This is a genomic window from Cohnella faecalis (assembly GCF_003570905.1).
Classification (GTDB): Bacteria; Bacillota; Bacilli; order Paenibacillales; family Paenibacillaceae; genus Cohnella; species Cohnella faecalis.
The window spans coordinates 225,757-248,068 of sequence record NZ_QXJM01000039.1 but is presented as its reverse complement, the minus strand read 5'-3'; the positions used below and the strand labels follow the sequence as shown (position 1 = coordinate 248,068).

Sequence of the window (22,312 nt, the reverse complement as noted above, 5' to 3'; positions counted from 1 at the left end):
ACTTCTCACCCGGTCAAGCCGTTAAGCGCCAAGCGCTTGCCGATCAAGCCGCTCGCCCCCGACTCGGTTGAGCCGGGGGCGAGCGCTTCCTGTGCCTGTTCTGTCCGTTATAACCTCAAGCTTTTGCCCGCGTTTGCCTGACGGGCGTTCGCCTTCTTCCTCGCATCCTCCAAATACGTTTTGTAGAACGTGTAGTCCGGATATTCCTTCACCAAGTCCTCATAATACCGCACCACCCGCTTGAAATAATAGCGGGTCGCTTCCGGAGACGCGGAAACGAGCTTCTCTCCGTCCCATCGGTACACGCTCACTTTGTATGCTTCCCCGGTGTCGTGTACCCACAAGGCGATTTCCGCTTGCCCTGACGGAGCTCCGGGACCTCCCGGCATATCCTCCGCCTCCAGCTTGCTGTAGTATCTGTCTCCGGGAAGCAGACGCTTATAGCCGCCGGGCGTCCACTCGATCAGGTCGAGCACCGACCATATGCTGCCGATTTGCCATCCGATGAGAAGCGTGTTTTTGCCCGGTGCGGCAATCGGTGCGACGATCAAATCCGTCACCTCGCAGCCCAGCCCTTTGAAATTCGCGACTTGCCGCCACGAATGATCCTGATTTCTATGCAGGATAGCGATGCGCAGCTCCCCGTGCATGCGATAGACGACCGAAATCTCGGGAAAGCCGTCCCCGTCCAAATCCGCCACGATAACGGCCGGCGTTCTCCCTTGTCCGGACGAACCGGCTATGTAAGCCATCTCCGCTCCCGCCGGCAAAAGCGATGTCAGCGCCATCGTCGCCCATGATCTAAGCTCGGCCATCGGTCTATAACCCAATCCCGCGATAGACGTCCAAATCGTCGCTCACGAGCCTCGTCCCGAACACCTTCGTTCCGTCCGCCACGATAGGCTCGACCGACGGATTCGAAGGATAAGACGTTCCGTCGAATCGAAGCCGGTGCCATGCGGAAGCCTGCCCTCCGCCCGACACCTCCGCGAGAATATCGTGATAGCCGTTCGTCGTCTCGTTGCTGACAATAATCGGGGAACGGACGAGCGTGAATCGCGAGTGGAGAACATACCCGTCCTCCGACCGTTGTCCAGGTTGGAATACAGCGGCGGAGCAGCCTCCCGAGCCGCATACTTCCGCGCCGGTCAAGAGGACGAACGTCTCCGGCACTCCGTCCCCATTAAGATCGATCCGGTTGTAATAATATCGAACCTCGCCCTTTCCCCTCTGCAGCCCGAACGCTCCCGCAATGGCTTCTTCCAGAAGAGGGTCCCTCTCCCTCTCCGAATTCAGACCGAACGTCCGGGACAAATCGACAGAAGGCTCGGCGGTCAAGTCGGACAAGCCTGCCTTCGCTCTTGCGTCCTCCAGACCGCTTCTGTAAAGAAGCTCTCCCGGCGCTTGGACGGATAACGCCTCATAATATCGCGCAACTCTCGGAAAATAATAAGGATACGCATCGGGAGCGGAGACGAGCCGATACCCGCTCCACCGATACGTCTCTACGCTGTAGGCGGCTCGCTCGTCATAAGTCCACAGCGCCAATTCGCACAGGCCGTCTCTCCCCCTCAAGCCGTCCATATCTTCAAGCTCCAAGTAATTGTACTCCGTCCCCTCTTCGATCAACCGCTGAAACCCGTGCGGGGTCCATTCAAGCAGCTCCAGCTCCGATGAGCCCTGTCCCGTCCGCCAGCCGATGACCAGACTCATCTGATCCCGGCGAGTAATCGGAGCCGCTGCGAAATCTGTTACGCCGTACCCTTTTCCCTTCAACGAGGCAACGGGATACCAGCTCGCTCCTTGCCGCTTCAGCGCCAGCAGATACGGTTCCCCCTGATAGCAATAAACAGCCGTTAATTCCACATCCCGGTCGCCGTCTAGATCAACCGCCAGCAGGGCGGGCACGTAACCGGGAACCGGCAATTGCGCAACTTCCGCCCCAGGCGCCAAAAAGCTGCGTACAACGGATAAATAGAGCAAGCCGTTCGAACTCATGGAATCCCTCATTCCTGTCAATATTCAACAGAGTATATGCGGGTAGCCGAGACGTCCATGCCAAGTAAAGGGATGCCGGACAAAATAGAATACGCCGACATCCCTCGCGGAAATGCCGGCGTACGCTCATCGAATTATTTTTTATAAGGGCTGTCCCGAATCCTTCCCGTCCTCGGGCTCTTTCGTAAACCGCGTCTCCAGCTTTTTGCTGACGACGTAGGAGATCGCCACGAACGCAGCGACGTAGAGCAGCTCGGCCGGATGGCGGAAAAACCGCATCACATCGTGACCGATGACCGACACGGAGAACACCATGACCGCTTTGCCGAACAGGATCGCGATGACGAAGGAACGAAGCGGCATGCGAGCGATCGCCGCCGCCATGTTGATGACGACGAAGGGCCCGACCGGAAACAGACTAAGAACGAAAACATATCCGAACGAGTTGCGCCGAATCCAGATCATGCTCTTCTGCACCCTCGGCTTTTGCGCCCAGCGCTCCACGAACCGAGAGCGCCCGATTCGGCGAACGATGAGAAACGTCGTCACGCAGCCTGCGACCATACCGATCCAGGAATAGAGAAATCCGAGCCATAAGCCGTAAGTCGCCGCATTCACGCCTACGATCACGATGGTCGGCAGCGGCGGAACGAACGATTTCAAGAACGTAAGAAAAATGCCGGGCAACGGCCCGAGCGACCGGTATTGCTCCAAGACGCTTTTCAAATCCTCCTCTGTCAAGGAGGACAGCGTATCGGCTATCGACATGGGAAGGGCACCGCTTTCGTTACCGCATGGACGGCGAGAGGTCTTTGTATGCAAGCTTACCGGAACGGGCGCGGGGAATCAACCGGGATACGGAAAGAAAGCGGTCAATGTGCCGTGAACGTCCATCACATCAGGAAGACGTTCGAGTCGGATTACGTCGATCCCAGGTTTTTCAGGAATGTCTTTACCTCGCCTCTATCGATACGAGCAGACGGGACGATCCCATGGCTTTCCCGATCGACGATCGGATTGCGAACGAACGTCAAGCCGTTCTCTCCCAGCCTCCAGCGGCCGATCCGTTCCGTCTTCATGCTCCGCGCAACGCTCGATTCCCATGTCCACTCCAACCTCGTCCATCCCTTCGCCGGATTCCCGCTTTGGCTTATTCCTTGACCGAACCAATGGTTAATCCGGCAACGAAAAACCGCTGGATGAACGGGTATACGATCAGAATCGGAACCATCGTCAACAAGATTTGGGCCGCCCGGAGCGAACGATCCGAAATGCTGCCGATCAATATGGCCTCATCCGGGCTAAGCCTGCTGAAATCGATGCCGACGTACAATTGGGAGTACAAGTACGTCTGCAACGGCCACTTCACGCTGTCCGACATGAGATAGAGGCCCACGAACCAATCGTTCCAATGCTGAACAAACGAGAAGAGCGCGAGCGTGGCCAGGGCGGGCAGCGAGAGCGGCAGGCAAATCCGTAGCAAGATCGTCCAATGCCCCGCCCCGTCCATAACCGCCGCCTCCGTAAGCCCCGCGGGAAGACTGCGAAAGAAGTTCATCAGGATGATAACGCTGAAAGCCGGAACGGCGTAAGGCAGGATCAACGCCCAGAAGTTATTGTAAAGATTCATTTTATTCACGACGATGAAGAGCGGGACCAGCCCTCCGCTAAAAAGAATGGTGAATACGTAATACCAGACGAAAAAGGTTCTGCTCTTGAAACGTTTGACTTCCTGAGCAAGCGGATAGGCCGACAGCAAAATGAGGCACATATTGACTGCAACCCCGGCGACAACTCTCTCCACCGCGATCCATAAGGAGTGCAGGAACGCATGATTTTTCAGGATGATTTCGTAAGCGTTCGTATTGAAACCAAGGGGCCAGAATATTACTTCATTCGCCGAAGTGGACGCTTTGTCGCTGAACGAAATCGCGATCAAATTCAGAATGGGAAACAAGCAAAGAAGCGCCGCCGCAGTCAGCAGTCCCGTAATGAACCAGCGGGAAAGTTTGTCTCGGAGCGTGTTCGAATGAACCATCGCCGGTCACCTCCTAAAAAATCCTTCTGGATGCGAATCGAATGGACAGCCGGTTAGCCATCAGAATAAATGCGAGACCGACAAGCGACTTAAAAAAGCCAACTGCCGTAGCAAACGAATATTGTACATTCACGATCCCGCTTCGGTACGCGAACGTATCGAGAATGTCCCCCGTCTCATAGACGAGAGGGTTATATAGAATGAGGATCTGGTCCTGTCCCGCGTTCAGAATATTGCCGAGGTTAAGAGTAGACAGCATAATCAGTGTAGGTACGATGCCCGGCAAAGTAATATGGCGCATTCGCCTCCACTTACCGCCGCCGTCGACGACGCAAGCCTCGTACAATTCAGGATTAATACCCGCTATCGCAGCCAGGTACAAGACCGCTCCGAAGCCGAAATTCTTCCAGACGTCGGAAGCGACGATCACCGTCCGAAACCAATGGTTGCTCTGAAGGAACGGAATATCGTCGAAGCCGAATGCGTGAATGATCCGATTGACGATACCCTGCTGCGACAGCAGGTCGACAACCATGCCGCCGATCACGACCCAGGACAGGAAGTTCGGCAAGTACGTAATCGTCTGCACCGTTTTTTTGAACCAGCGCCCCACTACCTCGTTAAGCAGCAAAGCAAAGACGATAGAGGCGAACGTTCCTACCGCTATTTTGAGCAATGCGATGACGACCGTATTGAGCAGCACTTGCGAAAAATCCGGTGAATTGTAGAACAAGTATTCAAACCATTTCAGCCCGACGAAGGGCGAGCCGAGAAAGCCTTTTTTCGGTTGAAAGTCGGTGAACGCCATGATCAGGCCGAACATCGGCCAGTAGCTGAACAAGAACAGCAGGACCACGCCGGGCAAGAGCATTAAGTAGAGAGGCGATTGGTTCTTCGCCCAACGTCTCAATGGGCTTCCGACGACAGCGAGAACGTTTGTCTTCATGCCGGACCTCCAAGCTTAGCTATTAGCGCTGCTGCGCGTGTCGCGTGTAATGAAAGAGCCGCCGCAGGAGAGCAGCGTCCCCGCGGCGGCCATATCTTGCGATCCTTATTTCGATTTCGCGTACCAATCGTTTACTTCTTGCGTAATTTGATCGCCGCCCGCCTTCTTCCAGTCGGATACAAACTTATCAAAATCGTCGATCGGTTTGCTGCCAAAGATGATTTTGGCGAAAATTTCGTTCTCCAACTTCTTCAAGTAAGCGCCCTTCTCGATCATCGTTGGCGTCGGCGCGCCCGTGAAGCCGTCAATCACCATATCGGAACGGATGCTCTGAGCCTGATGAACCTCCGAAACCAAGGCATCGATTGTTTTGTTGTTGGTCAAATCGTTCAACATCTGCTGCTGGCTCAAACTTAGACCGTCCTTGTTTCCTTTGTCGACTGCATTCGCGACCGCTACAAGATCGTTTAAGCCTTTGTCCACATCGCCGACCCATTGGAAACCGCCGAAAAACTTGGTTTTAATGCTTGTGCGGAAAAACATCGGGCCCGGTTTGACGACGTCAAAATCCTGCTGCTCTTGGGGAGCCTCCGGGTTTTTGGCAATTTGCGAGTTCGCGCTTTCGACAGGATACTTAAACTCGTAGCCGTATTCGTTCTTCATTCGATCGCGCAAAGCCGAATCTTGGCGTAGAGCGGAATCCATCATTTCGTTCAACTGGTAGATGAACGCTTCCGGATGCTCGCTCTTGGACGATATGCCGATTGCGAGGCTGAACGGATTGGTGGTTACCAGCCTCGCTTTCCCGTCCGGCCCTTGCAGGCTGGTGGCCGAAAACTTGGCCGTCTCTACGTTCTTCACGACGTCCGGCAACGGGTAATACGCGTACCACCAGTCTCCGGTAATCGAAAGCACTTTGCCGGCCACTACTTGCTCTAGCGCTTTATTGAAATCCTTCATAATGAATTCTTTATCCAGCCATCCGTTCTTGAACCATTTGTTAAGCGTCTCCAAGCCCTTCTTCGTTTCGGGTTGAATGCTTCCGTAAGCCAGCTTGCCGTCCGCGCCGACAACCCATCTTCCTGGGTACGCGTTATACGGCTGCATAGCAGGCGACATCTGGTTCACTCCGTCCGGCACAAGATCCTTGTGCAAGAACACGCCGATGCCGTCCGGCACCTTTGCTTTGTAGGCAGCCAACACGTCCTCGAACTGCTCCAGCGTCTGCGGCACCTGCTTGCCTAGCGAGTCCAGAATATCCTGACGGATAAACGTGTTATAGTACGTTCTGCCCCACATCTCCACGTCGATTGGAAGAGCATAATATTTACCGTCAATCGTATAAGGAGACAGGAACTTGCCTCCGGACGCTTCCATCGCTGCCTTTAACCTGTCCTTAACGAGGGGGGATCCGTATTTTTCGATCAACTCATTGAGAGGCGCCAGGTAGCCTTGGCCGGCGAGCACTCCGAGTTGCGCCGTATCGGAGAAGATGGCGTCCGGCAGCTCGTTGCTGGCCATGCCGAGATTCAACTTCGTCTTGCTGTCGTCGAAAGTCGGCGAGAGGAATTTCGTCTTCCACTCAATGCCGAGTTCGTCTTTCGCCCATCGAGTGAACGCGTTGTTCTCGAAGGACTCACCGTCGCGCCACTTGCTGTCCGCCCCGACGAGCGTATGGAATGTCAGTTGGATCGGCGTATCGTATTTGTGAAACTCGAATCCCGTAGGAGACGGTTCGGGAGTCGACGTCGATGCGGGCGGGCTCGCTTCTTGGGTCATCGTAGCTTTGGAGCTCGGACTAGCCTTATTGTCACTGTTCTTGCTGCTGCATGCTGCCAGGATGAGCGAGAAAACAAGTGCGATCGAAATCGCTAGCGTGATGGTTCTTTTGTTCATCGAATATCCCCCTTCAGAAGATGAAAAACGATAATGCCCCGGGTATGCGCGCTGGAAAACAACCGCTCTTTGTAAGTGCTTTCATTTTCCTGCCTTGATTATATATAGCAACCGAATAGCGGTACTACATTCGTATCCAACATTCCTTGTCGTTTTCCAACCTGTTGGCGACGCAGAGTGGGGTCCTGCGGAGAGCCTTCCGGGATGAGGGGATGGGACAAACACTCGGTCGGAGAGAAAAATCGATTCGGAAATGCTGAGGGTGACGAAAATTCGTCGAGTACGGAGAACCGGTTCGTCCATGAGCAGCAGCTCGGGCCGCGGCTTCATGGCGGGTGTTCTTTAACCAATCTTTAATTGTCGAAATAAAGGGGATGCTGTCCGATCGTAGAATGACTAAAGCAAAACCATTATTTAGCCAATTGCTGCCTATTACGATTATTTTGCGGAGGACGAGACGAAGTCATGACAACGAAAAGAATGAAGAAATTATGTGCGGCAACGGCATTTCTGATGCTCCTGCTTTCGGCGGGGAATGCGGTCGGGAACGTATCGGGTACAGCCTTCGCTGCGGACGACGGCTCCCCTGTCGTGAATTTCCCGGACGCTAATCTCAAGAAGGCTTTGCTGGAAATAGGCGTAGACACGAACAAAGACGGCCAAATTACCCAGGCGGAAATGGCGGCGCGCGCCGATCCGTATCATATGGCCACCGGCCTCGCTTCGCTGGGCTTGGGGAACAAAAACATCAAGGACCTTACCGGACTGGAATACGCGGTGAATGTTCGCACCTTGTCGCTGTCCGACAATCCGGTCACTGACCTTACGCCGGTCGCCGGCATGCCCAGCCTGGAGTCGATCGGCCTCAGCAATACCCCGGTGCGGGATTTGAGCCCGCTCGGCCAATTGGCAGAATTGCGGTTCATGGAAATCAGGAATGCCAAGAGCCTGGATTTGTCTACGATCACTTCACTGACTCATTTGGAATTTCTCTACGCTGACCAAAGCAATCTCCGCGACATCGGACCGCTGGCCAGCCTGACGAAGCTGAAGGTCCTCCACTTGTTCAATAATCAGATCAGCGATATTAGTCCGCTCGCGAATTTGTCCGATTTGCGGGAAGTCAGCATTCGATTGAACAAAATTACAGACATCGCCGCATTCTCGAACAAGCCGTACATGCACACGCTGTGGTTAAGCAACAACCAAATCGGTAATGTCGGCGGTTTGACGAATGTGCCAAGTCTCAGCTGGCTTGAATTGGATTACAACCGAATCCGCGATATTTCTTCATTCTCGGCATTGACGAACATGCGGGAACTCAATCTGGACTACAACGAAATATCGGATTTGTCCCCTTTGACCGGGTTGACGAAGCTTGAGAAGCTGGGAGCATACGGGAACAAAATCGAAAGCGTCAGTCCGCTCGCGGGCATGACGAAGCTGACGAATCTTTACTTAGGCGAAAACCGCATCCAGGACATCGCTCCGCTCGCCTCCTTGAAGGCGTTAAAAGAACTCCTACTGGGTAAAAATCCGCTGCGCGGCATCGGTGCGCTCAAAAACTTGACCGGCTTGACGTCGCTTTCGCTGATTGAAACCAAAAGCAGCGATATCGGAGCGCTCGCAGGCTTAACGAGCCTTAAGGAGCTCAATCTCCCAAATAACAGCATTAGCAACATTGCCGCACTCGCAGGCTTAACGGACCTTAAGGAGCTCAATCTCCAAAATAACAGCATTAGCGACATTGCCGTACTCGGGAATTTGGAGAATTTAACTGGCTTGTGGATGGATGGAAACCCGACGATTCGCGATGCCAGTCCGATCTTGAAACTGTCGAAGCTGACCGATCTCAAGTTGGATAAAAATGTCGCATCCTCGATCGCACCCGTCGTCACCGGCGTAGCCGATGGAATCTACAATACGGACCGGGTCATCTCCTTCAATAGAGGAACGGCAACGCTGAACGACAAGCCTTTCGCCAGCGGAACGACGGTAAGCGAAGAGGGCGCGTACAGCTTGTATGTCCGCGATCAAGCCGGCTTGGACAAGGACATTCACTTCGTCATCGACAAACAGCCGCCAGTCGTAACAGGCGTTGTTAACGGCGCCACTTACGAACAAGCCGTCAGCATTACCTATAACGAGGGAAAGGCCGCGTTAAACGGCAAGCCGCTCGGAAACGGAGCGACGGTCGGCGAGGACGGCGCTTATACGCTTATCGTCACCGACGAAGCCAATAACAGCACGACCGTCCGATTTACCCTCCTTCAGAGCGGACCCAAAGTACGCGGGGTAGCCTCAGGCGGCCTGTACAACACGGATAAAGTCATCACGTTCGACCAAGGAACCGCGACGCTCGACGGCAAGCCTTTTGCCAACGGCGGCACAGTAAGCGAGGAGGGCGTGCACACGCTCGTAGTAACCGGCAAGGACGGCAAGGTGACGAAGATCGTCTTCACGATCAAGAAGCAAGGCGGCGACGGACAGACGGTCGACATCGGCGAGCTGCGAGGCGTCTCCGATTGGGCCAAGCCGGATCTGCAATATGCGGGCCGTATCGGATTGACGCTGCCGGTTCAAAGCGATCTGTTCTCCGACAGCGTGACCCGCAAGCAATTCAGCGCGATCGCCGTCAAGCTGCACGAAGCGCTGACCGGTGAGAAGGCTACGGCCGCTTCGTCCAATCCGTTCCAGGACACCTCCGATCCGGAAATCTTGAAAGCTTACCGGCTCGGAATAGTGAAGGGAACGAGCACAGACAAGTTTTCCCCCGGCGCGCTGATTACTCGGGAACAGCTGGCAGCGATGCTCATGCGCGTTGTCGATCAGTCGGGCAAAAAGATTCCGGGCGGTACCGCCAAAGTCTTCACCGACCGAAGCAAGTTCAGCTCCTACGCCGCCGAAGCCATCGACTACATGTCCTCGATCGGCGTCATTTCGGGCCTTACGCCGACGACCTTCGGACCGAAGAAAAACGCGAGCATCGAGCAAGCTGTCATAATGGCTAAAAGATTGCACTCGCTCCTGACGGAGCAATCTGCCGCTGAATCGGGCAGCACCGGTTCTTCGTCCGGAGACGGTCAAGACAGCCCCGATCCCGGACAGTCCGGAGGAACGGAGAGCTTATATGCGTTCGATGCAACCGCCTTTGAGCTGTACGTAAAAAAGACGAACCCTCAGCCGGACGGAGGCCTCTACAAGGAATACGCGATACGAAACGCCCGATCCTTGACATTGCCGCCTTACAGCGCCATCTATTTGACGGCGGGAATCTCTTATCAGGCCTTCGAGAATGAGTCCTACAAATATAATTTCGGGGGAAGCGTGCTCGTCGCGAACCATACCGACAAGCCTATGGTCGTTGCAGCCGGAGCTATCGATTATTCCGTCAGCAGCATTTACCGGGACGACATGGGCACGGTAACCTTTCCCGACGGAAAGAGCCAGAAGCTCACGCCAACCGGTCCCTATCTGCGGCTGATCGCTTTCGACGGCGATTTCGACGAATCGAAGGAGTATAAGGATTATCTCGATCTGAAGAAAGACCTTTACCGGGGCGATTGGATGACGGTTAAGCTTCGGAAGTAGACGAGATAGGGCCAAATACAAAAAGGCGGTCGCAAGCCCATTCCTCGAATGTGCATGCGACCGCCTTTTGTTTGACTGCTTTTGAATGTAATTCACTGCGGTTGTATTTTTATTAAATCCGAGTTTTATGTACTTAAGATCAAAATTCCTACCAATATTACAAATACAGCCACTACTCTACTAATAACAATGATCAGTACTGTGGGGGGCTCTGATCCAAAACTAACTTTTCCTTTTTTAATTCGAAGCATGTAACTATTAAGCAACCAAAGTTGTTTAGGAAAAAAAAGCTGGATCAATCCAATGACGATAGCGATTATTGCCGTAATGATCTCACCCTCTTGAACCCAGAATCACCAGTCTTTTAAGGGAGTATACGGTGAGGGGGTTAATTCAACTATATCTCTATCCGAATAGAGGTGTCGCGGACACCAGTGAAATGCATCCACATGAGGAATTGCTTTCTCAAAATCTGAAATTCGATTAAACCAAGGGACTCTCCTGTCAACATAAGTAACATCCCTAAAACAATACCAACCATGACGAAGCTCTTCGGCACCATCCGACATGAACTCGGCATTTTTACAATATGCACAAATGTTTATTTCAGTGTTTATATCATTTTTTATTTTCTGAAGTGCGATAGAGAAAACGGACTCGCCTGCGCAAAGCAAGCTTTCAAGCCTGGACGAGATTCGAGCCTCCCGTTTTCACGATGGCCTTACGTGTCCGCATTGTGGCGAATCTGACAACTTTAAGAAAAATGGTACTTATCACGGTCGCCAGTGTTATCTGTGTCTGCACAAAGCCTGCGGCCATATGTTTAACGATCTAACGAACACGCCCATCCACCATACAAATTATCCGGAGAAATGGGCCAGTTACCTGCGGGCGATGGTGCAAGGCTACTCTTTGCGCAAATGCGCGAAGTTGGTCGGTATCTCGTTGCAGGTTTCTTTTGAATGGCGTCATGAGACGCCTACACACCTTGTCCCAGATTAAAACAAAATCGCTCGAAGGCATTGTGGAGGCAGACGAGACATACGTTCTGTATTCCGAAAAGGGAAAGCGTAAGCTTCCGCGTAAAACCCACAAACGCGGAGGCGTCGCCAAGAAACGCGGGATATCGGCTGAACAAGTCTGCATCCTCTTCGCCCGAGATCGGACAAAACACACCGTCGCAGAAGTGGCGACATTCGTGCGTCTAAGCACCGCGACGCTGGATCAACTGCTCAGTTCGCGGCTACAATCGGGTGTCATTCTTTGCATCGATGAAAAGCCAACGTTCCGCAAGTATGCCGGTGAACGGAAGTTGCCACCGAGAAGCGCTCCGACAGTCCGTGAAAACAACGGGTAAGGCTCTTCCGAGTTACTGTGAGAACGAAATTCAAAAAATGGTCTCCTAAGCAATAAACATTGGGAATCAGCCAAAAAGAAAGACCTTAAGAATAAGCTCTTAAGGTCGAAATGAACATCTCACGTATCAGTTTTCGTATTCCCAATAAAAATAAGGACTTAATTTTTGTGCGATTTCCTCCCACGTTTCACCCAAACAATTCGAAATTATGTCGTCTATTCTCTCTTTGAGCAGTTTAATATCAAAGTCCTTTACAATGAAACATGCTCTTCCGTTAATAAGATTGGTGGTATTTAACTTCCTATCAAGGGCTTTGGGTGAGATAACAGTAAAATCAAAATTGTCACATGCGCTAGACTCCTTAGTACCAATGCACGCTGTTCCTGACAATAGAAAATCATCTCCTAAATCGACAGTTTCATCGATTTCTAATTTCCCAATAATAGTGGGGTTTCCCGTTATAATAATGCTTTTTACTTCAGGAATAATCAAAATCATGTCCACCTTTCTTAACAAGACTACTGTACTTGTACATGGTAATTCGTTAGTTGGTTATCACGAGTAAACTCGAATGGATTCTTAAAGGTCTCATAATTTACTTCAACTATACCTGGTTTACTCACTTTAGCACCAACCCTAACTCTTTTTGTTCCACCACTGCTAATATACCAAGTATATCCATTTTTCTGGACTGTACTGTATCCATTTCCTACAAACACCTTGGCTGCATCATTCACTTTATTTAATGGAACTACTGCATCTGACAAGCCATCATTTTTTTGAATTATTTGCCTTATTGGCTAAATCAGATGCAGAACCGCTAAAACAAGTTGTATTGTGCACCCAAATCCCAATATCCGTTACATAATACGTATGATAGTCAGCAACCGTAAAGTTATAAACCGTAACTGGCTCATTCAACTTAACGAACTCAACCTTTTCAATAGTTAAGTTGCTTCCGTCAGACTTTTGGAGTTTATCGCCCACTTGGAGTTCATCTGCAAAAACCCACCCTTTTCCTTCAACATAGAAAGGATGGTTGTCGGTAGTCTCGATGGTTTGCTCCCCAACATGCAATTTAATTATATCATCACGTTGGTTTCGATATAAACCAGTTACTTCTTTGTAAGCCAATTCTCCATTAGGGTTATTCTCATCCTTCGAGAGAACTTTATCTCCGACTTCAATGTCTTCGATATTCTTCTCCCCTTCGTCTGTTTGAACCTTAGTTCCTGCCGTAAAACAGTTGCAGTGTGAACTACTCTTAGTAGTCTTGGCTCCCGAAGTTTTACTTATTTTCCCTCCAAACCGGATTCCTTCAGTAGACTACCAACCAGTCGATACCGGAGGTGTGGAACCTGCTAAGTTCCCATTAACATAGGTACTTGATGAAATCATCTTTGCTCTTTAAATACCAAAACATTTGATTCGTCCATCCAGTTTGTGGGAATACAGCGAGTTTCCCGTCGTAGTCATAGATAGTGGGTTATCAACCTCCCCTCGCATGAACCCTATAAATCGCCCGATCGAAGGGTAGTAGTAGCGGTCTCGCAGATAGATAAACCCGACCCGCTATAGGAGCCTCTGTTCGTCGAAGATTTTGACAAACACGAAGAGCAAAATCTTACCATGCTTCGTTATTCCTAGATCAACATTGGCATCTCGGTGAAGACACAATCCGAAGGTCTAGTTAATCAAATTGTTCACCTGCTTAAAGTTAACGTAATCTAAATCGTATCCAGATTGATAATAAGAAATTTGGAATAAGCACTAGGTGGGTATAAATCAAGTAGATGGGGGCGGCAAGCCCCCGACCTCTCACACCACCGTACATGCGGGTCCGCATACGGCGGTTCCTAAAGGTTAACGAGTTTCAAGATAACGAGTCGTCAGACTTAACAGCCCTTGGTCGCTCCAGTAGGAGCGATTGAGGGCATTATTTATGTTTCGGGACATTTCCCAGCATCCGCGGCGAGCATTTGCCATCATTCTTGCCGCCCACTCCGGAACACCAAGGGCGCGTAAGTTCCGGAGCCTGGATTTAGGCAGTTTCCACTGCTTCCACAAACACATGCGTAGTCTTCGTCGAATCCATTCGTCGAGACGTTCGCAGTGCGTCTTTGCGGATGCTAAACGGAAGTAACCCATCCAACCCATTAGATAGCGGTTGAGTTCTTTCATCCGGCTTTCCATTGAGATTCCCCGCGTACGCGAGGTTATCTCCCTTACGCGTTCCTTCAGTTGTTCCAGTTTCTTCGGAGCGATCCGAATCGTCGCGCCTTTGTTGGTTAGGAAGCTAAAACCGAGGAATTTACGGTTCCATGGGCGATCTACTACGCTCTTGTCCCGATTCACTTTCAGTCTGAGCTTCCCCTCTACAAAGCGAATTACCGACGCCATTACGCGTTCACCTGCACGTTTGCTTCGGACGAAGATGTTGCAGTCATCCGCATAGCGCACAAAGCTCAAGCCGCGTTCCGTCAGTTCCTTGTCCAGATCATCCAATAGAATGTTCGCTAAGAGCGGACTGAGCGGACCGCCTTGCGGCGTTCCTTCTAGCGTCTCTTGCCTTGTCCCGTCGACCATGACTCCGGCATTGAGGTAGGAGCGAATCAGCTTCAGGACACGCTTGTCCGAGACTTTCCGTGCTACCCTTGCCATGAGGATGTCGTGGTTCACTCTGTCAAAGAACTTCTCCAAGTCCATGTCCACGACCCAGTGATTTCCTTCTTGAATGTAGGATTGCGCTTGTTTTACTGCGTCGTGGGCACGTTTCCTTGGACGGAACCCGAAACTGTTCGGTGAAAACTGCGGGTCGAAAATCGGTGTCATCACTTGCATGAGGGCTTGCTGGATTAAGCGGTCCATTACGGTTGGGATACCTAACAGCCGTACCCCGCCTCCGGGTTTGGGATTTCCACCCGTTTGACTGGCATCGGTCTGTATGTACCTGATTGGAGTTCCGTCTTTACAGTTTCCCAGCGTTCCCATACGTGCGCTTGTAGCTCGGCTACCGTCACGTTGTCTATGCCGGGTGCTCCTCCGTTTTGTTTTACGCGCTTGAATGCGGCTCTGAGAGTATTCCCCTCAAGCATCCGCTCCAGTAAGTCGTTCTGTCCTTCGCGAGAAGAAAGATCGGTTTGTGCCGACGAAGAACTCGGCGCTCCGGCATACCCTTGCGGTTTCACCGCTACCCTTTGCCGCGAGCTCCCTTGCGGGATATTCTGCTGTCGTTGCTCTTCGCGCGAACGCATCGTTTTCTTCTCTCCTTTAAGTTCAGCCCTTCCGAGACTGTTGCAACAACCCCGTACTATGGCTTCTGCTGACTCCTGCGGACTCAGCGCGACTTCTCAGTCGCGGTTACGAAAGTACTTCGCGTACTCCGCAGGCCTCCCCAGATAAGAACGCCATCTTTCCGCCCGCGCTCGCCCAAGTTTACGGCTACAGCCTTTGGCAGCTTAGGATTTTGTCATGTCTTGGTGACTCATCCGACTGCAACCGCCTCAAATTGGATTCGTGTACCTCGAGCCGTGCTTTTGCCTCCAGCTTCCTTCGGATTCCGCCTCGCGGCGGACACCCTTGCTCCTGGTTATGGTAGGCGCTTGCCAGCCCCCATTCCGGACTTTCACCGTATAGATGACGCCCATGCTGGGCGTACAAAGAAAGACCTTGAGGATTGCCGCCCTCAAGGTCTTAATATTAATTTGATGATAATCTATCCTGTAGTTGTTTATTAATATACCTTTTCCAGCCTATGTTAGAAACCTCATCTTTCGTAGGTTCCTCACTCTCCCCGTATTTTTCGGAAGATCCACTGTATTTTTGCAAGTATTTCTCAGGACTCTCCCACTCAACCATACATTCGTTGCAATAAACATATAATTTTCCACTACTCTTTTCTTTTGCTATGACCACCCAGCCTTGAAAACAAAATTTGCACGTATCTACCGGGAAATTCCACAACTGCATGAACCCTTTCATAGTATCCTCCCCTAATTACATTGCAGGATATGCTGTTACCATATTGTTTGTGCCTTTATCTACTATTATCTCTAAGTAGTTAAGAGTTTTTCCTTTATCGTACTTCCCACTGCCGACGCCTACATTATCAATACGTATTCTATAGATGTCTCTTCCATTCTCCGTTTTGAACGGCAACATTCCACTCTTTTTAATAGTATTCCAGGCCTGATTCACCACGCTAATAGGATTATTACTTTTAAACACACCGTGATAATCTTTATTAGCATTGGGTTTTAAGTGAAGCTTAACATGGTCTGCAGAACCAGAACGCCAATTCAATATTGAGCAATTGGTATTGTGCACCCAAATCCCAATATCCGTTACATAATACGTATGATAGTCCGCTACTGTAAAATTGTAAACCGTTACTGGCTCATCCAATTTAACGAACTCTACCTCGTCAATCATTAGGTTACTTCCATCAGCCTTTTGAAGCTTATCGCCCACTTGGAGTTCATCTGCGAAGACCCATCCTTTGCCTTCCACCCAGAACGGATGATTGTTGGTCGTCTCGATGACTTGTTCCCCAACATGCAATTTAATGATATCATCACGTTGGTTTCGATATAAACCAGTTACTTCTTTGTAAGCCAATTCTCCATTAGGGTTATTCTCATCCTTCGAGAGAACTTTATCTCCGACTTCAATGTCTTCGATATTCTTCTCCCCTTCGTCTGTTTGAACCTTGGTTCCTGCTGTAAAACAGTTGCATGAACTTACTTTACCACTACTTTTACCGCTTGTTTTTCCACCGTTATATCTCAAGCTCGGTGCATTTGAATTGTTCCATGTATTCGTAGTTGGAGGCGGGGAGCCGGAATAACTTGCGTACAGGACATATAGATCGTTATATTCTTTTTCACTTATTATGCTCCAAAAAGTTTGATTAGCCCACTTATCTTCAGGGAACATGACGAGGTTACCTTCTGTGTTATAGTAACCTTTCACTACACCGTCAACTATATACGGCAGAGCGTTAATCATTGATGTATCTTTTGTTATTTGTCTAGTTGGTTTATTACTGTCGTCCTTACAAAGTCCAGAATGAGCATTCATACCATCTGCAGACACACAATAATGACCTGTCGGATCAATATTGATTAACGGATTGTTATGAACGTACGTATAGTTATTTAGGGACAACGGATTATCTAATTGCCCCTCATACGTATCCTTCGTAATAAACCGACCGATCGAAGGGTCGTAGTAACGAGCTCGGAGGTAGATATAGCCCGTCTCGTTATCGTACACTTCCCCCGTATACGTGAATGGATTGGACATCGTCTCGGTTTTACTCGTGAAATTGCCCCACGTATCGTACTCGTAGCTGTTGATCGGATTGCCGGTGCCGTCCTTGATGCTGACGACGTCTCCGTGACCGTTATAGTAGTAATAGCCTTGCTGGTTGGTCGTCTTGTCTTGACGATACAGCAGCTCGTTGCCCCAAACATTTCGAGCCTTCACGTTGCCCGAACCATCGAGTTCTTCGATAATCTGACCGTTCAAATAGATATAGCGAGTCGTTTCGCTGCCTACCTTTTTCGTTGCTCTCAGACCGCTTGGATAGTACGTATATTGCGAAGAAACCCCGTTGCTTGCGTAAGTTGCAAGCTGATTCTTAGCCGTATAGGTGGAGAGACTCTCGATCCCGGCCGGGGCGCTAGGCATGGCTAAGCTGTTAGACAACGACGAGCGGTTGCCCATATCGTCATAGGTGTACGTCAATTGACCTGACAAAGCGGTCTCCGAGTTAATACGGTTCAACGCATCGTACTGGAACGTACGAGTTGTTGTTCCCTTCTGGATCGTCTTGATATTGCCGAATCCGTCCGTTCCGTAGGTCTCGGACCAGTTAGGCGTCGTGCTGTTGTTCAAATAGCTTTGCATCGTCGTAACGGATCCGAATGCGTCGTATTGCTTTACTTGCTTGTTATTATTCGGATATTGAATCGTGTAGGACGAGTTGTTGCTTCCTTTCGTGTATGCGTAAGTAATGGTTCCCATTCCCGGGTAGCTCACCGAATTAATGCGATTGGAAGTATCGTAAGTGTAGAGAACTTCCGACTGATCCGGGTATTTGAGCGAATTGAACCGCAGATTGGAGTCGTAATTGACGTCGTACACGCGGTTCGCGACCGTGAAGGTGTCCAAGTTGCCCCACTTGTCATAGATATAGCCAATGGTTTCATTCGCGGAATTAGTTTCATTGCTAACCAGGTACGTTACAGGATCATATTGATACGTTTCGGACAATTCGAGCTGATTGCTTCCATTGTAAACCTTATACGCTTCCACCTGGTATGCAGTCGAATACTCGTATTGATGCTTTTTGCCGTTGGCATCAACATAATAATCGACCAGTCCATTGATTTTGTAGGCATAGGTCTGCTGAACGTCATCTGTCTCCAGACTCTTCATTCTCCAGCCAGCCTCGTTATAGCTGTAGTTGGTCGTTTTCGTACCCGTTTTCGAGCGGATCAGATTTCCCATCCAGTCATACGTGTAAGAATAAGTCTGACCTTCGGCATCGTTCACTTTGATTAAATTACCGAAACTGTCGTACGCGAATTTCGTTGTCTGGGCGACTCCGCCGCTCGTTGCTTTTTGTTCGAGCAGTTGACCCAGCTTCGAGTAAGTATAGGTTGCAATGATATTTTTAGCTGCGTCTGGGGTCGTTGCCGTCGCCTTGACCAGCTCGCCCAACGGGTTATAGTATGAAATTTCTTCTTTTCCATCCGGCTGAACGGCTTTTACCGTATTCTGCAGCGTAGATTTGTTCGTGGCCAAGTTCTTCGCGCTATTGGAATAATAATAGGTGGTCGTTTCCGCTGCCGGGTTAACGGTTGTCTTGATTCTGCCTAGCGAATCGTAAGTGTACGTCGTTGCATAAGCTGCATCGCCGTAGGGCTTGGATTTATTAATATTCAGACCGTCGTAGGTCTCGTTGACTAACATCAATCGGACATCGGAGTCCTTCTTGACCTGCTGCTTGATTTCAAGTCCAAATGGCGTGAATGTGGAAATACTCTCGGTGCCATCCGGATTTAGCGTAGTAAATGTACGACTGGAATCCGAATACGTATAAGCGGTAACCCGCTCGGGTTTGTTCACCGGCTTAACTCTGTAAAGCTTCGTTCGATCCAGCGCATCGTATTCAAATTCCTCGTAGTTACCGTCCGGATACGTTTTTTTGATAAGCCGTCCCTGCGCATCATAATCATAATCGACAATGACATTGGATTGCGGACTACCTTCCTTGAGAGTAACCTTTACCTTCTCCGTATCTAACTGACCGACCGCTGTATACGTAAATTCAGATTCCGTGTTCACGGAAGATTGACCAAACTGCGCGCCGCTAGAAGACGCTTTGGTCGAGATAACCTGACGATTTGCATTGTAGTTCAGAAATTCGGTCGTTATCGTATCGCTATTAACTACACCTGTAAGGTTAGGATCAGGATATTGCTGGGTTATCGTCGTTTTTTTCAATTCGTTGCGGCGGTTGACATTCGCGTCGTTAGCCGGGTAGTACTCGTATTCTTCAATTCCCTTGTAAGCAGAGTCGGCGCTAATTTGCGTTTTCTTGCTTAAATGATGGTTTGGTCCGTTGTACTCGTAAGTAACGGTGTTATTCTTGGCGTCTTTTTCGGTTAGAACCTTTCCCCACGTATCGTAAGTCGTATCCTGAACAAGCGTACTTAAACTGTTGTTCGATGCGGAGCCTTTGTTTGAGACCGAAGTAAGATTCAGACCATCGTACTCGTAACCGTAATACGTATTGGCTTTATTATCATTCTCATATTGGATCTGGTTTGCCGTGTCAATCGCGCTGAATGGGTTATAATCGGTCCCTTGTTCCGTCCAAGTCTCCGTTAAATTCATATGACGGAATTTAGCGATATTGTCGTGTATTTCAAATTTTTGATAACTGCTTCGAGTTTTACCCGACTCGGTTCCGGGCGAGCGGGTCTCGATGATTTGTTGATGTCCGTAACGGGTAGCGAGATGCAGACGATAGTTCGTGTCGCCATACATGGAATTGTGACTTTTCAGCACTTCATTGATAGGGTAGTTCTTTACTTTGTTGTAGCTGATATAAGTATCCGTCAGTACTTTGGTTACTCCATCCTGAGTGTACTTGTAATTGACTTGATTAACAGCGTGATAGGAAATGTATTGCAACGCAAATTGATCCATGAACAGGCGCGTAGTGCCGCGAGTTTGCTCACGATTTCCGATTGTAGTAAGCGAAATTGTAGGCCAAGCACGAATATATTTGTCATACGTATACTGAATTTCCAATCCGTTGTAAAGAGTAACGGTGTTGAGAAGCAAATACATCGTTTCACCGTACGTCTCCGCTCTTCGGGTCTCTACCTGGACGGTTTCAAAGAAATTATCAACGATGCCGTCGTTGTTCCATAAAATTACATTATTCTGGCCTTTCGTACAACTGCAGAAGGGATGTTGAACAGTAGCTTCAGCATCGGATTGCGCATAATAATAGTACCCTTGGGGGCCGAGATTGAAATCTGCAGCCGTGTCCAATGACAAGTCCTTATAAGTATAACTAGCTATAGTTTTAGTTTCGCCTTTGACAGTATAGGTCACGCTGTTCAATGTCCAATAAGGAGAGTTCGCTATATTAGTATCGACTCCGAAGTGTTTTAACAAAGCCGAATCCTTTATTTTACGCTCGACAACGTATTGTCCGGACTTGATGGCGGTACTGCCGATTGACGCTGAAAATCCCATCACATTCTTGGTAGTCAAATTGCGTTGAATGACGATGTCTCGATTGTAGGAATCTTTAATAGTCAGTACATTTTCGGTATGGGTATAGGTGATCTGATCTCCGTACTCGTTCTTCTTGCTTTTTATTTTCCCGGAAGCGTCAAACGTATAGAAAATTTCATTATCGATGGAAATAACGTATTCAACTGCACCGGACAAGCTTGCGTTTCTTTGTTTGTATGCCGTAACGTTCTGATAAGGATATTCGGTTGCTGATAACGTTTTTTTCGTATAATCGCTTAAACCAATTGCACCGTAAAAATCTTTGAACTCGACAGAATTGCCGCTATCGAGTTGAAAAGTCACTTTATCATAGCCCTTATCAACGCCATCTACTTTGTTTGGAAAAAAAATATACCAAACGCTTTCACAACTTCCTTCCGTTGAAGTAGAAGACGCGCAAGCATTCGTTCTGCGTATGGAATTAAGATCTGCCTCAATGTACTGAACCGACATTGTCGGAATATTCAACGACCATCCAGTGGCAATAAAATTAGGGTCGTTTGCGATGACTGAATCATTAATGCTCGTAGTATAATTCTTCGAACCTTGTGAATAAACGTTATCCCCGTAATAAGCAATCATCTGCGGGCTGAACAGTTTGCTGTTCATCGAGTTGTATGTGCGTACTAGCGAAAAATCTAACCCCTTTTTGCCGTTCAGAAACAAGTCGACAGACTTTTGGTTAGCCGTTCGATACAACGGATCGACAACTTCGTCGGAATTAACCTTGTAGTTATACTGCGTTTTTCGCTCGTTAATTGTATACTGGGAGCTGGCTAGCGTGCGAACTTCGCCGCGTTCATTGGATTTCGAAGTTTTGGATTTATCCGGGTTCGTTTGCTGAAGCTCCTTCGTTTTCTGCTCTATCTGCTCCTGGGAATCTTTCATAATATTTCGCACATGCTCGCGATACGCCTCTTCTTGCTCCTCTGTAAGGCTTGACGAATTGGACGTAGCTTCCGGAAGCGTGCTTAAATACGCTTCGTAAGCGATCGGCGCATAGCTTTTCAATTGTTGCTTCTGCTTATTGGACAGAGAAGCCATTTTTTGTTGGACGATATCGTAATTCCAATCGAGTACTTCCAGCTTTTCCGTGTCGCTTAACGTTTCGAAAAAGTCGGGATAGTAGTAGGCTCCGATTTTGTAGATATCGGAAGACAGGTTTTTCTTTGCTGTTTGTCTGTCCTTATCAGCCTTGCTTTTAGAAGCGGAAACTTTTTGAGTAAGCTCGTTTTTCGAGTCTTTATCAGTAATTGTAATTTCTGTGCCTTCAAACGGATTGATTTCTGCCATATCGTCAACAGGAACTTCCTTCAATCCGTTAACCGATAAAACCTTGCTGTTGCTGCTGGCCGCATACACGTTGCCAAACGGAAGACTCGATTGGATGAGTACAACTACAAATAGAAAAGAAATAATTATTTTTTTAGACAGTCGATTTTTCAACTTTTTCACTCCACCTGAATGTATTCGAATTTAGAATATTAATGACTTGAGTGTTGCGAAAATAGTGCCGTCGACAAAAGCAGTATAAGACCAAGAATTTAGAAGCTTCGTCGAATCATAAAACAGAAGAGGGACATCGCCCTTGGATAGAAACATTGTTGTTCACTACATACACAATTTAATACTCACACGAAGCTGGAAAATCGGTCTGGTGTGACTT

At 49.2% G+C, this 22,312-nt stretch carries 14 protein-coding genes and 1 pseudogene; 3 read left to right on the top strand and 12 right to left on the bottom strand.

All coding sequences use genetic code 11. From position 1 onward, the window contains the following. Positions 1-107 precede the first annotated feature (107 nt). The 7 genes from D3H35_RS14015 to D3H35_RS13985 form a co-directional block, all read right to left on the bottom strand. On the bottom strand, positions 108-815 hold the full coding sequence (locus D3H35_RS14015; RefSeq protein ID WP_119149937.1) for a hypothetical protein: 708 nt from the start codon (positions 813-815) through the stop codon (positions 108-110). A 4-nt stretch (positions 816-819) separates the two neighbouring features. Continuing rightward, positions 820-1,998: a hypothetical protein gene (locus D3H35_RS14010; protein ID WP_119149936.1), complete on the bottom strand. Its 1,179-nt coding sequence runs from the start codon at positions 1,996-1,998 to the stop codon at positions 820-822. 141 nt (positions 1,999-2,139) lie between these two features. Further along, complete coding sequence (locus D3H35_RS14005) at positions 2,140-2,766, bottom strand: TVP38/TMEM64 family protein (RefSeq protein WP_119149935.1); 627 nt, start codon at positions 2,764-2,766, stop codon at positions 2,140-2,142. A 152-nt stretch (positions 2,767-2,918) separates the two neighbouring features. Continuing rightward, the gene (locus D3H35_RS14000) at positions 2,919-3,113 is read right to left on the bottom strand and encodes a hypothetical protein (protein WP_119149934.1); all 195 of its coding nucleotides are present in this window, start codon (positions 3,111-3,113) and stop codon (positions 2,919-2,921) included. Between the two features lie 35 nt (positions 3,114-3,148). Continuing rightward, positions 3,149-4,036 carry a carbohydrate ABC transporter permease gene (locus D3H35_RS13995; RefSeq protein ID WP_119149933.1) on the bottom strand — a complete coding sequence of 296 codons (888 nt, stop codon included), beginning with the start codon at positions 4,034-4,036 and terminating at the stop codon, positions 3,149-3,151. 13 nt (positions 4,037-4,049) lie between these two features. Beyond that, complete coding sequence (locus D3H35_RS13990; protein ID WP_119149932.1) at positions 4,050-4,982, bottom strand: ABC transporter permease; 933 nt, start codon at positions 4,980-4,982, stop codon at positions 4,050-4,052. 105 nt (positions 4,983-5,087) lie between these two features. Next, positions 5,088-6,878, bottom strand: coding sequence for an extracellular solute-binding protein (locus D3H35_RS13985; RefSeq protein WP_119149931.1), 1,791 nt, complete (start codon positions 6,876-6,878; stop codon positions 5,088-5,090). A 465-nt stretch (positions 6,879-7,343) separates the two neighbouring features. Here D3H35_RS13985 and D3H35_RS13975 point away from each other — a divergent pair, with 465 nt between their 5' ends. From D3H35_RS13975 to D3H35_RS13970, 3 genes are all read left to right on the top strand, one after another. Beyond that, positions 7,344-10,469 (top strand): leucine-rich repeat domain-containing protein, encoded by a 3,126-nt coding sequence (locus D3H35_RS13975; protein ID WP_119149930.1) that lies wholly within the window; start codon positions 7,344-7,346, stop codon positions 10,467-10,469. 642 nt (positions 10,470-11,111) lie between these two features. Continuing rightward, complete coding sequence (locus tag D3H35_RS35360; protein WP_417289552.1) at positions 11,112-11,471, top strand: transposase; 360 nt, start codon at positions 11,112-11,114, stop codon at positions 11,469-11,471. Continuing rightward, positions 11,458-11,826 (top strand): transposase, encoded by a 369-nt coding sequence (locus D3H35_RS13970; protein WP_158594110.1) that lies wholly within the window; start codon positions 11,458-11,460, stop codon positions 11,824-11,826. Before D3H35_RS35360 ends, D3H35_RS13970 begins: the two co-directional genes overlap by 14 nt. A 126-nt stretch (positions 11,827-11,952) precedes the next feature. On the opposite strand, the gene D3H35_RS13965 is transcribed toward D3H35_RS13970, so the two are convergent. The 5 genes and pseudogenes from D3H35_RS13965 to D3H35_RS13945 all read right to left on the bottom strand — a co-directional run bounded on the left by D3H35_RS13965 (position 11,953) and on the right by D3H35_RS13945 (position 22,092). Next, complete coding sequence (locus tag D3H35_RS13965) at positions 11,953-12,318, bottom strand: Imm8 family immunity protein (protein ID WP_158594109.1); 366 nt, start codon at positions 12,316-12,318, stop codon at positions 11,953-11,955. Positions 12,319-12,597: 279 nt separating this feature from the next. Continuing rightward, positions 12,598-13,122 carry a polymorphic toxin-type HINT domain-containing protein gene (locus D3H35_RS32430; RefSeq protein ID WP_325050122.1) on the bottom strand — a complete coding sequence of 175 codons (525 nt, stop codon included), beginning with the start codon at positions 13,120-13,122 and terminating at the stop codon, positions 12,598-12,600. A 567-nt stretch (positions 13,123-13,689) separates the two neighbouring features. Then, positions 13,690-15,080: pseudogene (ltrA, locus tag D3H35_RS13955) on the bottom strand (group II intron reverse transcriptase/maturase). A 445-nt stretch (positions 15,081-15,525) separates the two neighbouring features. Next, complete coding sequence (locus tag D3H35_RS30780) at positions 15,526-15,807, bottom strand: hypothetical protein (protein WP_158594108.1); 282 nt, start codon at positions 15,805-15,807, stop codon at positions 15,526-15,528. Between the two features lie 15 nt (positions 15,808-15,822). Further along, positions 15,823-22,092, bottom strand: a complete 6,270-nt coding sequence (locus tag D3H35_RS13945; RefSeq protein WP_119149926.1) for a polymorphic toxin-type HINT domain-containing protein — start codon at positions 22,090-22,092, stop codon at positions 15,823-15,825. Between the last annotated feature and the right edge of the window lie 220 nt (positions 22,093-22,312).